Genomic DNA, 14,036 nt, shown 5'->3' on the forward strand with positions numbered 1-14,036 from the left:
GCCCTTTCGCATGCGGCGACTCGACGGACGCCGAAAAGGCAGACGGCGCCGCCCCTTTCGGAGCGACGCCGTCCGTCAGCGATTCAAGGAATCACCAGGTGATTCAGCGAATCACTTGATGATCTTGGTGACGCGACCGGCACCGACGGTGCGGCCACCCTCACGGATCGCGAAACGCAGGCCCTCGTCCATGGCGACCGGCTGGATGAGCTTGACGGTCATCTCGGTGTTGTCGCCGGGCATGACCATCTCGGTGCCCTCGGGGAGGGTCACGACGCCGGTCACGTCCGTGGTACGGAAGTAGAACTGCGGGCGGTAGTTGTTGAAGAACGGGGTGTGGCGGCCGCCCTCGTCCTTCGACAGGATGTACGCCTGGCCCTCGAACTCGGTGTGCGGGGTGGTGGTGCCCGGCTTCACGACGACCTGACCACGCTCGACGTCGTCACGCTTCAGACCACGAACCAGCAGACCGACGTTGTCGCCCGCCTGGCCCTGGTCCAGCAGCTTGCGGAACATCTCGACACCGGTGATGGTGGTCTTCTGCGACTTCTCGCGGATGCCGACGATCTCGACTTCCTCGTTCACGTTGATCACACCGCGCTCGATACGACCGGTGACGACGGTGCCACGACCGGTGATCGTGAAGACGTCCTCGATCGGCATCAGGAACGGCTTGTCGGTCTCACGGACCGGGTCCGGGATCGACTCGTCGACAGCGTTCATGAGCTCCAGCACGGAGGCGGTCCACTTCGGGTCGCCCTCGAGCGCCTTCAGGCCGGAGACACGCACGACCGGGGCGTCCTCGTCGAACTCCTGCGAAGCCAGCAGCTCGCGGACCTCCATCTCGACGAGCTCGAGGATTTCCTCGTCGTCGACCATGTCGGACTTGTTCAGCGCGACCAGGATGTAGGGCACGCCGACCTGGCGGGCGAGCAGCACGTGCTCACGGGTCTGCGGCATCGGGCCGTCGGTGGCGGCCACGACCAGGATCGCGCCGTCCATCTGGGCGGCACCGGTGATCATGTTCTTGATGTAGTCCGCGTGACCGGGGGCGTCGACGTGCGCGTAGTGGCGCTTCTCGGTCTGGTACTCGACGTGGGAGATGTTGATCGTGATACCACGAGCCTTCTCCTCCGGCGCCTTGTCGATCTGGTCGAACGCGAACGCGGCGTTCACGTCCGGGTAGGTGTCAGCCAGCACCTTGGTGATCGCGGCAGTCAGCGTGGTCTTGCCGTGGTCGACGTGACCAATGGTGCCGATGTTGACGTGGGGCTTCGTCCGCTCGAACTTCGCCTTCGCCACTGTGGTCCTCCTGGACTAGTTAGTGCGTGCTTTTTTGCAGCAGTGCGGTTTGTATAACAGGGGGTCGTTCGACGACCACGCGGGGCGGACTCTCGAGAATCCGCCCCGACAGCGAATTACTCGCCGGTCGCCTTGGCGATGATCTCCTTCGACACGTTGGCCGGAACCTCCGCGTACGAATTGAACACCATCGAGAAGTTCGCCCGGCCCTGGGTCTTCGACCGCAGGTCACCGATGTAGCCGAACATCTCCGAGAGCGGAACCAGCGCCTTGACGACACGGGCACCACTGCGTTCCTCCATGGCCTGGATCTGGCCACGGCGGGAGTTCAGGTCGCCGATCACTTCGCCCATGTAGTCCTCGGGCGTGGTGACCTCGACCGCCATCAGCGGCTCGAGGATCACCGGACCGGCCTTGCGGGCCGCTTCCTTGAGGGCCATCGCGCCGGCGATCTTGAACGCCATTTCCGAGGAGTCGACCTCGTGGTAGGCGCCGTCGAGCAGCGAAGCCTTCACGTTCACCAGCGGGAAGCCGGCGAGCACGCCGTACTGCATGGCGTCCTGGATACCGGCGTCGACCGAGGGGATGTACTCACGAGGAACGCGGCCACCAGTGACCTTGTTCTCGAACTCGTAAGTGGCGCCGTCCTCGGCGTCGACCAGCGGAGCGAGCGCGATGATGACACGGGCGAACTGACCCGAACCACCGGTCTGCTTCTTGTGGGTGTACTCGTACTTGTCCACCGTCTTGGTCAGGGTCTCACGGTAGGCCACCTGCGGCTTACCGATGTTGGCCTCGACCTTGAACTCGCGCTTCATGCGGTCGACGTAGATGTCGAGCTGGAGCTCACCCATACCGCCGATGACGGTCTGGCCGGTCTCCTGGTCCAGCTTCACGTTGAAGGTGGGGTCCTCCTCCGCGAACTTCTGGATCGCGGTGCCCAGCTTCTCCTGGTCGGCCTTGGTCTTCGGCTCGATGGCCACCTCGATGACCGGGTCCGGGAAGGTCATGGACTCCAGCACGATCTGGTTCTGCGGATCGCACAGGGTGTCACCCGTGGTGGTGTCCTTCAGACCGATGACCGCGTAGATGTGGCCGGCCACGGCCTCGGGAACCGGGTTCTCCTTGTTGGAGTGCATCTGGAACAGCTTGCCCAGACGCTCCTTCTTGCCCTTGGTCGCGTTGATGACCTGGGCGCCGGAGTCGACCTTGCCGGAGTACACACGGACGTAGGTCAGCTTGCCGAAGAACGGGTGGGTCGCGATCTTGAACGCGAGGGCCGCGAAAGGCTCGTCCGAGGACGGCTTCCGGGTCAGCACCTCGTCCTCCTTGCCGGGCACGTGGCCCTGCACGGACTCGACGTTCAGGGGCGACGGCAGGTAGTCGACGACCGCGTCGAGCATGGGCTGAACGCCCTTGTTCTTGAACGCGGAACCGCACAGCACCGGGTAGAGCTCGGAGTTGACGGTCATCTTGCGGATGGCGCCCTTGATCTCCTCGACCGAGAGCTCCTCGCCGCCGAAGAACTTCTCCAGCAGGGCCTCATCGGACTCGGCGACGGTCTCGAGCAGCTCCTGGCGGTACTGCTCGGCCTTCTCCGCGAGATCGGCCGGGATCTCGACGACCTCGTACTGCTCGCCGAGCTTGGTCTCGCCCTTCCAGACCTTGGCGTTCATCTCGACCAGGTCGACGATGCCCTCGAAGGTGTCCTCGGCGCCGATCGGCAGCTGGATGACCAGCGGCTTCGCGCCCAGGCGGTCCTTGATGGTCTGAACGGTGAAGTAGAAGTCAGCGCCCAGCTTGTCCATCTTGTTGACGAAGCAGATACGCGGCACGTCGTACTTGTCGGCCTGGCGCCACACCTGCTCGGACTGCGGCTCGACGCCTTCCTTGCCGTCGAACACCGCGACGGCGCCATCGAGCACGCGCAGCGAACGCTCCACCTCGACGGTGAAGTCGACGTGGCCGGGGGTGTCGATGATGTTGATCTGGTTGTCGTTCCAGTAACAGGTCGTCGCGGCGGACGTGATCGTGATGCCGCGTTCCTGCTCCTGCGCCATCCAGTCCATGGTGGCGGCGCCATCGTGAACTTCACCGATCTTGTAGGTGATACCGGTGTAGAACAGGATGCGTTCGGTGGTGGTGGTCTTGCCCGCATCGATGTGGGCCATGATGCCGATGTTGCGGACCTTGTTCAGGTCGGTGAGCACTTCCTGTGCCACGGAAATCTTCCCCGCTCGTAGCTAGTTGGGATTCAACGGGATGAGCCAGGGAGTTTTTCCCTGAGCCCTCGGTGTCAACGTCGGGCGCGACGCGTAAGTGCCTCGCTTGCGAACAGCTCGGCCGTCGCGCCCGACATGTGACTCGTCTCCCGGCACTTCCGAACGGAGGGCCGGGCCACAGGTCACCAGCGGTAGTGCGCGAAGGCCCGGTTCGACTCGGCCATCTTGTGGGTGTCCTCACGACGCTTCACCGAAGCGCCCAGGCCGTTGCTGGCGTCCAGCAGCTCGTTGGCCAGACGCTCGACCATGGTCTTCTCGCGACGGGCGCGGGAGTAGTTGACCAGCCAGCGCAGCGCCAGGGTGTTGGCGCGGCCCGGACGGACCTCGACCGGCACCTGGTAGGTGGCGCCACCGACACGACGGGGCTTGACCTCGAGGGCGGGCTTGACGTTGTCCAGCGCGCGCTTGAGGGTCACGACCGGGTCGGTGCCGGTCTTCTCGCGAGCCTGCTCGAGGGCGCCGTAGACGATGCGCTCGGCGGTGGACTTCTTGCCGTCCAGCAGGATCTTGTTGACCAGCTGCGTCACCAGGGGCGAGCCGTAGACCGGGTCGTTGATCAGGGGACGCTTGGGAGCGGGACCCTTACGCGGCATTAGCTCTTCTCCTTCTTGGCGCCGTAGCGGCTGCGGGCCTGCTTGCGGTTCTTGACACCCTGGGTGTCGAGCGAGCCGCGGATGATCTTGTAGCGCACACCCGGGAGGTCCTTCACACGACCGCCGCGCACGAGCACCATCGAGTGCTCCTGGAGGTTGTGGCCCTCACCGGGGATGTAGGCCGTGACCTCGACCGCGCTGGTCAGGCGAACACGCGCGACCTTACGGAGCGCGGAGTTCGGCTTCTTCGGGGTCGTGGTGTACACGCGAGTGCACACGCCACGACGCTGCGGGCTCCCCTTGAGGGCCGCAGTCTTGGTCTTGGCGACCTTGTCGCGGCGACCCTTGCGGACCAGCTGGTTGATGGTTGGCATAGACCGGCTTTCCTTATTAGTAACCAGGTGTCTGGAACTTCATGTCTTTGTCATTCGAGCTTTCCGCCCAGTTCCCACGGCATTTCGCCGCCACGGGGTCGGGCGTGTCGTACGCAGCTCGGAGCCCTTTTCAAGGCACGCTGAAAAGGTCAGCCGCTCTCGCTGGCCTACGTACTGCGCATCAACTTGCCCGAATGCTTCCGGGCACAGCGGTCCACGATACCCGTGGGCTCTATGAGGGGCAAAAGAGGGTCCCCCCGCCGGGGCTGGTAGAGCCCTTATCGAGCCAGGTTCAACGTCAACTCCACCAGCTTGCGAGCCGCTTCACAGGGGTCCGCGTGCCGAGATCCGTTGCGGTAGTTGACCCACCAGCCGACGATGCCGGTATCCGCGGCCGGGGCACTCACGCCGCACGAGTCCGGATCGTTCGGGCGGTGCGTCTCCAGCGAGCGCCGGCCCTGCACGGTGATGTCGTTGGTCACATACTTCAGGCGGTCGTTGTTGGCCTTCTCGTTGGCCAGCGAGCCGAGCTCGTACCAGCTGAGCGTGACCATGCCGCTGCCCGCGGCGCCGCCGGTCAGATTCCACATGCAGACCGCGCCGTTGAACGACGGCTCCACATACATGTTGTCGCCGACCGCTTTGCCGATGTCGTCGACCGCGACCACCTGGCATTCGCGCAGCAGCTTGTCGAAGTTGGTATTGATCCGGGGCGAGCCGCCGGTGCCGGTGGTGCCGCCCGCGGGCAGCGCGGTGCCCGGCACGGTCTTGCCGCAGCCGGCCAGCGCCGCGGTGAGGGCGAGCACAGACGCGGCGACGGCCAGCTTGCTGCGACGCGGCATGGCGGTCCCCCTCATCCGAGCCGCTGCACGGTCAGTTCGGCCATCTTGCGGGTGCGGTCGCAAGGGTTGCCGAGATTGCCGCTGCTGAACGCGCCGTAGGAGATGGACCATTCGAAGAAGTCGTCGTCGAGCTGCACCGCGAGATCGCAGACCGCGTTGCTGGGGTCCAGCGCCTGGAAGCCCTTGCGCCCGCCGACCTCGATGGTGGCGGGGGTGCGGCCGACGCTGGCCACCCATGCCTTCTCGCGATCGATGGGGCTGCCGCGGTAGGAGGCGAAAGTCACGCTGGAGGAACTGATTCCACCCGCCTGCCAATTGCAGCCGGTGGAGTTCTTGAAGACGGTGGTGAGGGTCCCGAGCCCGCCCAGGTCCCGGACCTCGTCGTCGGTGAGGTGACCGCACTCCCCGACGAACGGCCCGAGCGTCGCCACTTTGGGCGGTGGCCGCAACCCCGGAGTGTCCTCCGAATCCTTGGTCCCCCCGCACGCCGACAGCAGCAAGGCGAGGACCGACCCCGCGACGATCGCTGACGAGGTGCCCAATTTGCCCCTCCGCTTCGCTCCGGGGCGGGTTGGCGGCCCCGCGGTGTCGAGTCTTACCAGCTTCCCTCCTCCGCTCCTCCGCTTCGCTCCCCCGCTCCGTCAGTCCAGAATCGAGACGGCCGCGAACCATCTGAGTTCATGGTCTGGACGGTACCGGAATTGGTGGCTAGAGGTTTCCACGCAGCTCTTGCTCACGCTCTATCGCCTGGAACAGGGCCTTGAAGTTTCCCTTGCCGAAACCGAGGGAACCGTGGCGTTCGATGAACTCGAAGAACACGGTCGGGCGGTCGGTGACGGGCTTGCAGAAGATCTGCAGCAGGTAGCCGTCCTCGTCGCGGTCGACCAGGATGCCGCGGCGCTGGAGTTCGGCGACCGGGACCCGGACGTGGCCGATGCGGGCGCGCAGTTCCGGATCCTCGTAGTAGCTGTCGGGGGTGTCGAGGAATTCGATGCCCTCGCGGCGCAGCACGTCGACCGCGGTGAGGATGTCGCCGGTGGCCAGGGCGATGTGCTGGACGCCGGGGCCGCGGTAGAACTCGAGGTACTCGTCGATCTGCGAGCGCTTGCGGCTCGGGGCGGGTTCGTTGAGCGGGAACTTGACCCGGTGGTTGCCGTTCGCCACGACCTTGCTCATCAGCGCCGAGTAGTCGGTGGCGATGTCGTCGCCGACGAATTCGGCCATGTTCTCGAATCCCATGACGCGCCGGTAGAACTCGACCCACCGGTCCATGTGCCCCAATTCCACATTGCCGACGACATGGTCGATAGCCTGGAAGATGCGCGTCGGCTGCCCGGGGCGCGGGGCGTAGGCGGAGCGGCGGGGCTGATAGCCCGTCAGGTAGGGGCCGTAGTAGCGGGAGCGGTCGACGAGGCTGTGCCGGGTGTCGCCGTAGGTGGCGATGGCGGCGGAGCGGACAACCCCGTATTCGTCGCCCTCGTCGTGCGGTTCGACCAGGACGGTGGCGCCCTGGGCGCGGGCGCGGCGGATGCAGCGGTCCACGTCCGGTACCTCGAGCGCGATGTCCACCACCCCGTCCCCGTGCCGATCGTGGTGCGCGACAAGCGGACTGGCCGGGTCCACCGCCCCCTTGACCACGAAGCGGGCGCCGCCGCTGCGCAGCACGAACGCCTTGTGGTCGCGATTGCCGGTCTCGGGCCCGGAGTAGGCCTCCAGCCGCATGCCGAACGCGGACTGCAGATAGTGCGCGGTCTGGGTGGCATTGCCGACCACCCACACCAGCGCGTCCCAGCCCAGCACCGGGAAGGGGTCCGTGGCCGCGTCGTGGTCGATCAGGCCGACCAGGCGGCGCAGTTCGTCGTCGCCGGGCAGGTCGCCGGACCGCGGGCGCTGGTGTCCTGCGTCGATGCTCATGTGATCAGGAAAAGCCCACCGGTCGCCACTAGGCAATATCGCCGAAATTCACTGAACACTGTGGTGAATCGCACCACCATCCGCAGCCGGGTGCTGGACAATTTGAATAGCAGCGAACTCACGAGCGGAGGTTCCGCTCGACCCCCTGAGTGGAGGCTCCGCGATGTCCCGCACGCCCGCCCGGCTGGATGAACTCGACCTGGCCATCCTCACCGCCATGCACGAGTACCAGAAGGCGGGCATCCTGGAACTCTCCCGCCGCACCCGGGTCGCCCGCGCCACCGTGCAGTCCCGCATCGCGCGTATGGAGGAGGCGGGGGTGATCTCCTCCTACGACCCGCAGATCGACGTCACCGCGGCCGGTTTCGACGTGCAGGCCTTCGTCACCCTGGAGATCGCGCAGGGCGCGCTGGACGCGGTCGCCGTCGACCTCGAGGCCATTCCCGGCGTGCTCGAGGCCTATGCGACCACCGGTTCCGGGGACGTGCTGTGCCGGATCGGCGCGGATTCGCATGCCGGGTTGCAGGCGGTGCTGCTGAGCATCGACCGGACCAGTTCGGTGGTGCGGTCGCACAGCGTGGTGGTGTTGTCCACGGTGGTCCCCCACCGCGCGCTGCCGCTGCTGCGGACGCTCACGCCGTCGGGATCGAGCAAGGCCCCGGCGTATCGCGCCGCGCGCTGATCACGGGCGCAGGTCGGCGCCGGGATCGAGGATCTCGACGGCCGGTTCGCGATCCGGCTCCGAGAAGGCCAGCAGGGCAAAGGCTTCCGCCTCTACAGCGGCACGATCCGAGGTGGACCAGGCAGCATGCGGGCTGATGCGCAGAGCCGCGGTGGCGCCCTTGGTGAAGACCTTGTAGACGCCGGACAGGAAGCCGTCGACCAGGATCGGGGAGACCTGGTTGGCGAAGGCGCGCAGGGGCGGGGCATTGCCGTCGGGGACGATGCGGGTGCGGTCCTGGTGGGACAGCAGGGCGTTGTCGTACCAGCCGAGCAGGCGGACGGGGGCGGGGGCGTCCGGGTCGGCCAGGGTGGCGTCGGCGGCGTCGTAGAGGGTGCGGCCGCGGTCGTCGGTGTAGGTGCGGACGCGGTCGCCCAGTTTCGCGACGGCCGCTTTCATGCCGGTCAGCTTGGACCAGGTCTGCATGTCCGTGGTGGTGGCCGGGCCGAAGGCGCGCAGGTAGCGGAGGAGCAGTTCTTCCAGGGGGTACTCGGGGTCGAGGGGTGCGCCGAGCCACGGCTGGACGCGGGACCAGACCGGGCGGCTGCTGTCGCCCCAGCGGCCGCGGGGCGGGGTCTGGAGGACGGGCAGCTGGTAGAGCCAGGCCTGGACGATCGCGCCCGGATCGCGGTCGGGGTAGCGAGCGGCGGCGTGCTCGCGCAGGGTGGCGGCGGGGGTCGGGTCATCGCCCAGCACCGATTCGCCCTGGGCGCGAACCTCTTCCGGCTCCAGGCCGACCAGGGTGCCGTAGTTGAAGCCCTTGCGGAACGGGATCTTCTCCAGTTCCGGCTGGATGTGCGGGGCGATGCGGAGCGCGTCCGGCGGGGTGACCAGGTGGATGGTGCCGCGCATCAAGGTGATTCGCACCAGCGAGCGGTCGTCGAGCGCCGCCGACACCGTGGCGGGGTCGAAATCGGCTGTGCGGCTCCACAATGCGACGAACGGCGGCAGCATGTCCTGAGCCTGCAGGCCCACCAGGTGGTCGCAGAGGTCGTGCACGCCGAGGGCGGACCGCTCCAGCAGGTGCTGACGCTGGAGCAGGGTCCGGTTCAGCACCCGGGTGGACAGGTTCACGGTCAGCGCAGCGTGACGACGACTTTGCCGGTGGCGGTGCGCTTGTCGAGCGCGGAGACCGCTTCGGCGGTGTGCGCGAGGCTGTAGAGCAGCGGCTCCGGCGGGGTGATCTTGCCGTTCGCCAGCAGCGGCTCCACCTCGGCCCACTGCTCGCGCAGGTAGCCGGGGTGGCTCATGACCCATTCGCCCCAGGCCGCGCCGATCACCTCGACGTTCTTGAGCAGCAGGCGATTCACCTTCACGGTGGGGATGTCGCCCGCGGTGAAGCCGACCACCAGGACGCGGCCGCCCGAGGCCAGCGAGCGGATGCTGTCGGTGAAGCGGTCGCCGCCGACCGGGTCCAGCACGATGTCGACGCCGTGGCCGCCGGTCAGTTCCTTGACCGCGGCCAGCCAGCCGTCGGTGAGCACCACGTCGGTGGCCCCGTTGGCGCGCGCCACCTCGGCCTTCTCCTCGGTGCTGACCACCGCGATCACCCGGCCCGCGCCCAGCGCCTGCGCCATGCGCAGCGTGGAGGTGCCGATGCCGCCGGCCGCGCCGTGCACCAGCACGGTCTCGCCCTGTGCCAGGCGGCCGCGGTTGCGCAGGCAGAAGTGGACGGTCAGGTCGTTGAACAGCACGCCCGCGCCGGACTCCAGGGAGACGTTGTCGGGCAGCTTGAAGACCATGTCGACGGGCGCGATCGCGACCTCCGCGACGGCGTTGCCGAGCAGCGTCAGCGCGATCACCCGGTCCCCGGCCTGGACGTGTGCGCCCGCCGGGGCCTCCCGCACGATGCCGCCCACCTCGCAGCCCACGACGTAGGGCAGCGGCGGCTTCATCTGGTACAGCCCCCGGGTCATGAGCACGTCGGGGAAGGCGATCCCGGCGGCGTGCACGTCGATGACGACACCGCCCGGGTAGGCGACCGGCTCCGGAATATCGAGAACCTCGATCGCTTCCGGGCCTTCCAGCTTGCTCACCACGGCTGCGCGCATTCGCGATCAACTCCGATCAATCCGCCGGCGGATACCTGCCGAAACTATCCGATACGGACACACCCTGCCAACGATCATCCATCGGACGCGAGGTTTTTCGCGGAAGCGGGCTCAGCGGTGGGCGTACTCGACCATGGATTCGTTGGCCGCGACCTGACCGTCCTTGGTGATGACCAGGCCGTACGCGGTGATGCGGTACTGGGTGCCGTCGGTGGGGTTGGTGACGGTGAAGCCGCCGTTGCCGTCCGGCACCGGATCGTTGATCTGGATGGTCGCGCCATCGCTGATGCGCAGGCCCTTGTAGTAGTAGCGGCCGGTCGCGCTGCGGCACACCACCAGGCGTGATCGGTCGGTGCGGCCGATGACCATGGCCGGGTCGCTCGAATCGCAGCGTGGGCTCGAGTCGAAACCCTGCGCGTCCGAGTTGGGTACGTTCGCGCTCAGTGGGACCAGCGTCGTGGTCGGGACGGTGGGCGAGGTGTACCCGGCCGAGTTCGCCGCTTTGGTGGTAGCGCTACCGGCATTGTCGGCGCCGCCACCGGAGTCGTTGCCGGACAACAGCACCCAGGCCAGAACCGAACCCAGCACCAGGACCACGCCCAGCAGCGCGCCCACCACCAGCGGCAGTGAACCGCGGTCCTTGGACGGCAATGGCAGTGGCGCGGAAGGATGTTCGCGCGGCGCGGACCGATCGACGAACCCGGGCAGGTACCCCGACTGTCCGGCGACGGTCTGCCGTCGCACCGTCGGATCGACGGTGCCCGGAGCGACCGGGGCCGCCTGCCCCGGGACCTGCTCTCCGCGTGAGTAATCCATCGGACCTGCGGATGGGCCGACCCGAGAGTTGTCCACAGGCATCCCACGCGAGTGATCCACAGGCCCCGCCGGGAACGCCTGTGCGGCACGCGAATTGTCCACAGGCGCGGACGGGTGCGGCTGCGGTCCGGACGGATGCCGCACCGGACCGGACGGGTCGAAGCCCCGGGCCGGGCCGCCGACCGGCGGATTCATCGGGCGCGCGGGATCGGCCGGGCCCGAAGGGTCATCGAGATAGTGGGGTTCCGAATGACCGGGCGGAACCGCCGGACTGCCGATGGTCGGCGGAGCGGGCGGCACCGTGGTGCGGGTCGGTTCACCGTGCGCGGCACGCATCAGCGCGGACCGGGCGGCCCTCGCGAGCTGGCCCGCGGTGGCGTAGCGGCGGCCCGGCTCCTTGGCCATGCCGATGGCGACCACCTGGTCCAGGCCGACCGGTACGCCGGTGCGGACGCTGGGGCGCGGCGGCGGGGTCAGCATGTGGGCGCGGATATTGGCCAGATTGCCGACCACCCGGAAGGGCGGGCCGCCGGTCAGGCATTCGTAGAGGACGCAGGCCAGCGCGTAGATGTCGGCGCTCGGCGAGACCGAGGCATTGTGCTCGAACCGTTCCGGCGCCATATAGGCGAAGGAGCCGATGGCATTGCCGGTCTGGGTCAGCTGCACGTCGGATTCGGTGTGCGCGATGCCGAAATCCACCAGGTAGGCGAACAGGTCGCCGGTGAGCAGGATGTTGGCGGGCTTGACGTCGCGGTGCACCAGGCCGTTCTCGTGCGCGGAGTCGAGGGCGGCGGCGATCTGCTCCACCACGGCGACCGCGCGCTCGGGCGGCAGCGGGCCCTCCTCGAACAGGTAGGCCTTGAGGTCGCGGCCGCGGACCAGCCGCATGTCGATGAACAGAACCCCGTCCACCTCACCCCAGTCGTGCACCGGAATGACGTGGGGTTCCTGGAGTTTGGCGGCGGTGCGGGATTCGCGGCGGAAGCGTTCGACGTAGGTGGGCTGCCGGGCCAGGTCCACATCGAGCAGTTTCACGGCGACCACCCGGTCGCGCACGGTGTCGTAGGCCTCGTAGACCTCGCCCATGCCGCCGACCCCGAGCAGCCGCCGCAGTTCGTACTGCCCGAACCGCGAACCAGCCCTCTCCCCTGCGGCCACCCGCGTCGTCCTCCCTACTGCCGGATGCACTCCGGGAACCCACCGGAGATACACCTGGAAAGGCTACGGGGCGCACGGCCCGGTGTCATTCCTTCGAACAGCGCACCGGCATTCCTTCGACTCGACGCGAACGGGTACCGCGAGCCCCGTAGAGTCATGTCACCGACTTCGGTCAGCAGGCGCCGCACCCCCGGCGCCGCTGGATAGACATGCGGCACACCGTGCAGCGCGAGGAGCACCAGTGTCACTCGATGAGCCACTCGCCCCGCTTCCCCAGGAGGGCATGGGCTTCGCTTCCGCGTGGCCGGTGCGAGCCGGCGATGTGGACCCGTATCAGCGGCTGCGATTCGACGCCACGGCCCGCTACCTCCAGGACATCGCCTGGGAGGAAATGCAATCCGGCTTCTTCCACCGCACCGATCCGGCCTGGATCGTGCGGCGCACGGTGGTGGACGTGGTCCGGCCCGTGCACTGGCCGGACCGGGTGGAGCTGCGCCGCTGGTGCTCGGCCATGTCGACCCGCTGGACCAATATGCGGGTGCGCATCACCAGCGACAACGGCGGCCTGATCGAGACCGAGGGCTTCTGGATCAATATCAACGAGTTCACCAATATGCCGACCCGGATCAGCGACGAGGGCCTGGCCGAACTCGCCCGCACCACCGATGAGCACCGGCTGCGCTGGCGGCCCTGGCTCACCGACCCCACCCCGCCGGAATCGGATGTGGATCTGCCGTTCCCGGTCCGCGCCACCGATATCGACCAGTACAACCACGTGAACAACGCGGCCTACTGGCAGGCGGTGGAGCAGTACCTGGTGGATTATCCGAAGCTGCTGGCCGGGCCGCATCGCGCGGTCATCGAGTACGTGGCGCCGGTGCTGGCCCGCCAGCACGTGAGCGTGCGCAGCCGGTACGAACCCGGCGACCGGGCCGGGCATCCCGCCTCGCTGCGGCTGTGGTTCGTGGTGGGCGGGGTGACGACCACCGCGGTGCGGATCGGACCGCTGCCCGGCGCCTGAGCCGACCCCGAAGGCGGGTCTGTTGCCCACCTGCGCCGCGGTGTCGCAACTGCGAAATCGATTGACATCCGGCGACATTCCCCGCGCCACAACGCGTTCGCTGGACATTTGCCTGCGACACTGAGCGGCAGGTCGATCGCCCAGGGGTGGCGATCGGGGACAGGAGATCGTTCGCCATGCGATTCGCTCACATCGCGCTGCTCGCGGCCGCGCCCGCGCTGGTCGTCGGGATGACGGCCTGTAGCAGTTCCAAGGATTCGTCGAAGAACACCACGTCGACCACTGTCGCGGCGAGCACCACCACCGCACCGGGCACCACCACCGAGCATCCCGGCCCGACCCACCCGCCGGTGCCCCCCTCCCAGACCGCCGCCGACGTCGATTGCGGACCGATTACCGGAGCAAACGGCCAGGGCGCCAACGTGATCGCCTACGCCAGCTCCGGCGGCATCCCCGGCTGCACCGAGGCCATCACCGTCACCACCCGTTACGTGCAGGCCACCCGCACCGGTGACGCCGCCCAGGTGGACGGGTGGACCTGCCAGCCCCAGCCCGACGCCGCGGTCCCGCACATCTGCTTCAAGGAGGGCTTCCTGATCGGCCTGCGCGGCGGCGCGGCCCCCAACCCGCCCGCCACGACTCCCCCGCCCACCACCAGCGGAGCCGCGCTCCCCGACGCCGACTGCGGCACCGTCACCGACGCGGGCGGCGGCAGCCGCTCGGTCACCGCCGTGGCCGGCGCCGCGGGCCGGGTCGGCTGCACCGAGGCCATCAACGTCGCCACCAAGTACGCCCGGCAGGTCAGCACCGGCGACCAGGCCACCATCGACGGCTGGTCCTGCCACGCCGCCCCCTCGAACCCCACCGTCGGGTCCATGTGCTCCAAGGACGGCCTGTTCATCAACCTCGGCAACTCGCCTCCGACACGAACACGCCTGCGGCCCCACCTTTCCGGGTGGGGC

Annotated in this window: 12 protein-coding genes and 1 pseudogene; 3 read left to right on the forward strand and 10 right to left on the reverse strand. The window is 67.9% G+C overall.

Annotation, left to right across the window (positions count from 1 at the left end; all coding sequences use genetic code 11):
- Positions 1-111 precede the first annotated feature (111 nt).
- The 7 genes from tuf to hppD all read right to left on the reverse strand — a co-directional run bounded on the left by tuf (position 112) and on the right by hppD (position 7,307).
- Positions 112-1,302 carry an elongation factor Tu gene (gene tuf, locus ACFV4K_RS29785; RefSeq protein ID WP_357091161.1) on the reverse strand — a complete coding sequence of 397 codons (1,191 nt, stop codon included), beginning with the start codon at positions 1,300-1,302 and terminating at the stop codon, positions 112-114.
- Positions 1,303-1,418: 116 nt separating this feature from the next.
- Entirely contained in the window at positions 1,419-3,524 is a 2,106-nt protein-coding gene (fusA, locus tag ACFV4K_RS29790) for an elongation factor G (RefSeq protein ID WP_379092437.1), read from the reverse strand.
- Positions 3,525-3,706: 182 nt separating this feature from the next.
- The gene (gene rpsG / locus ACFV4K_RS29795) at positions 3,707-4,177 is read right to left on the reverse strand and encodes a 30S ribosomal protein S7 (protein ID WP_040813378.1); all 471 of its coding nucleotides are present in this window, start codon (positions 4,175-4,177) and stop codon (positions 3,707-3,709) included.
- Complete coding sequence (gene rpsL / locus ACFV4K_RS29800; protein WP_014353064.1) at positions 4,177-4,551, reverse strand: 30S ribosomal protein S12; 375 nt, start codon at positions 4,549-4,551, stop codon at positions 4,177-4,179. Before rpsL ends, rpsG begins: the two co-directional genes overlap by 1 nt.
- Positions 4,552-4,829: 278 nt before the next feature.
- Positions 4,830-5,393: a DUF3558 domain-containing protein gene (locus ACFV4K_RS29805; RefSeq protein ID WP_357091157.1), complete on the reverse strand. Its 564-nt coding sequence runs from the start codon at positions 5,391-5,393 to the stop codon at positions 4,830-4,832.
- 11 nt (positions 5,394-5,404) lie between these two features.
- On the reverse strand, positions 5,405-5,935 hold the full coding sequence (locus tag ACFV4K_RS29810) for a DUF3558 domain-containing protein (RefSeq protein ID WP_379279401.1): 531 nt from the start codon (positions 5,933-5,935) through the stop codon (positions 5,405-5,407).
- 166 nt (positions 5,936-6,101) lie between these two features.
- A complete protein-coding gene (gene hppD, locus ACFV4K_RS29815; protein ID WP_379279402.1) occupies positions 6,102-7,307 on the reverse strand; it encodes a 4-hydroxyphenylpyruvate dioxygenase in 1,206 nt (401 codons plus the stop codon).
- Positions 7,308-7,470: 163 nt separating this feature from the next.
- On the opposite strand from hppD, the gene ACFV4K_RS29820 reads away from it, so the two are divergent.
- On the forward strand, positions 7,471-7,989 hold the full coding sequence (locus ACFV4K_RS29820) for an Lrp/AsnC family transcriptional regulator (RefSeq protein ID WP_379279403.1): 519 nt from the start codon (positions 7,471-7,473) through the stop codon (positions 7,987-7,989).
- Here the strand turns inward: ACFV4K_RS29820 and ACFV4K_RS29825 are convergent, their stop codons facing one another.
- The 3 genes from ACFV4K_RS29825 to ACFV4K_RS29835 form a co-directional block, all read right to left on the reverse strand.
- Positions 7,990-9,102, reverse strand: a complete 1,113-nt coding sequence (locus ACFV4K_RS29825; RefSeq protein ID WP_379279405.1) for a winged helix DNA-binding domain-containing protein — start codon at positions 9,100-9,102, stop codon at positions 7,990-7,992.
- A 2-nt stretch (positions 9,103-9,104) separates the two neighbouring features.
- The gene (locus tag ACFV4K_RS29830; RefSeq protein ID WP_379279406.1) at positions 9,105-10,079 is read right to left on the reverse strand and encodes an NADPH:quinone oxidoreductase family protein; all 975 of its coding nucleotides are present in this window, start codon (positions 10,077-10,079) and stop codon (positions 9,105-9,107) included.
- Positions 10,080-10,190: 111 nt separating this feature from the next.
- Complete coding sequence (locus ACFV4K_RS29835; protein ID WP_379279408.1) at positions 10,191-12,053, reverse strand: protein kinase; 1,863 nt, start codon at positions 12,051-12,053, stop codon at positions 10,191-10,193.
- 241 nt (positions 12,054-12,294) lie between these two features.
- On the opposite strand from ACFV4K_RS29835, the gene ACFV4K_RS29840 reads away from it, so the two are divergent.
- Both ACFV4K_RS29840 and ACFV4K_RS29845 read left to right on the forward strand, forming a co-directional pair.
- Entirely contained in the window at positions 12,295-13,074 is a 780-nt protein-coding gene (locus tag ACFV4K_RS29840) for an acyl-ACP thioesterase domain-containing protein (RefSeq protein ID WP_357091144.1), read from the forward strand.
- Positions 13,075-13,250: 176 nt separating this feature from the next.
- A pseudogene (locus ACFV4K_RS29845) lies at positions 13,251-14,036 on the forward strand (hypothetical protein); the annotation flags it as partial.

The sequence above is a fragment of the Nocardia sp. NPDC059764 genome, from assembly GCF_042732555.1.
Lineage (GTDB): Bacteria > Actinomycetota > Actinomycetes > Mycobacteriales > Mycobacteriaceae > Nocardia.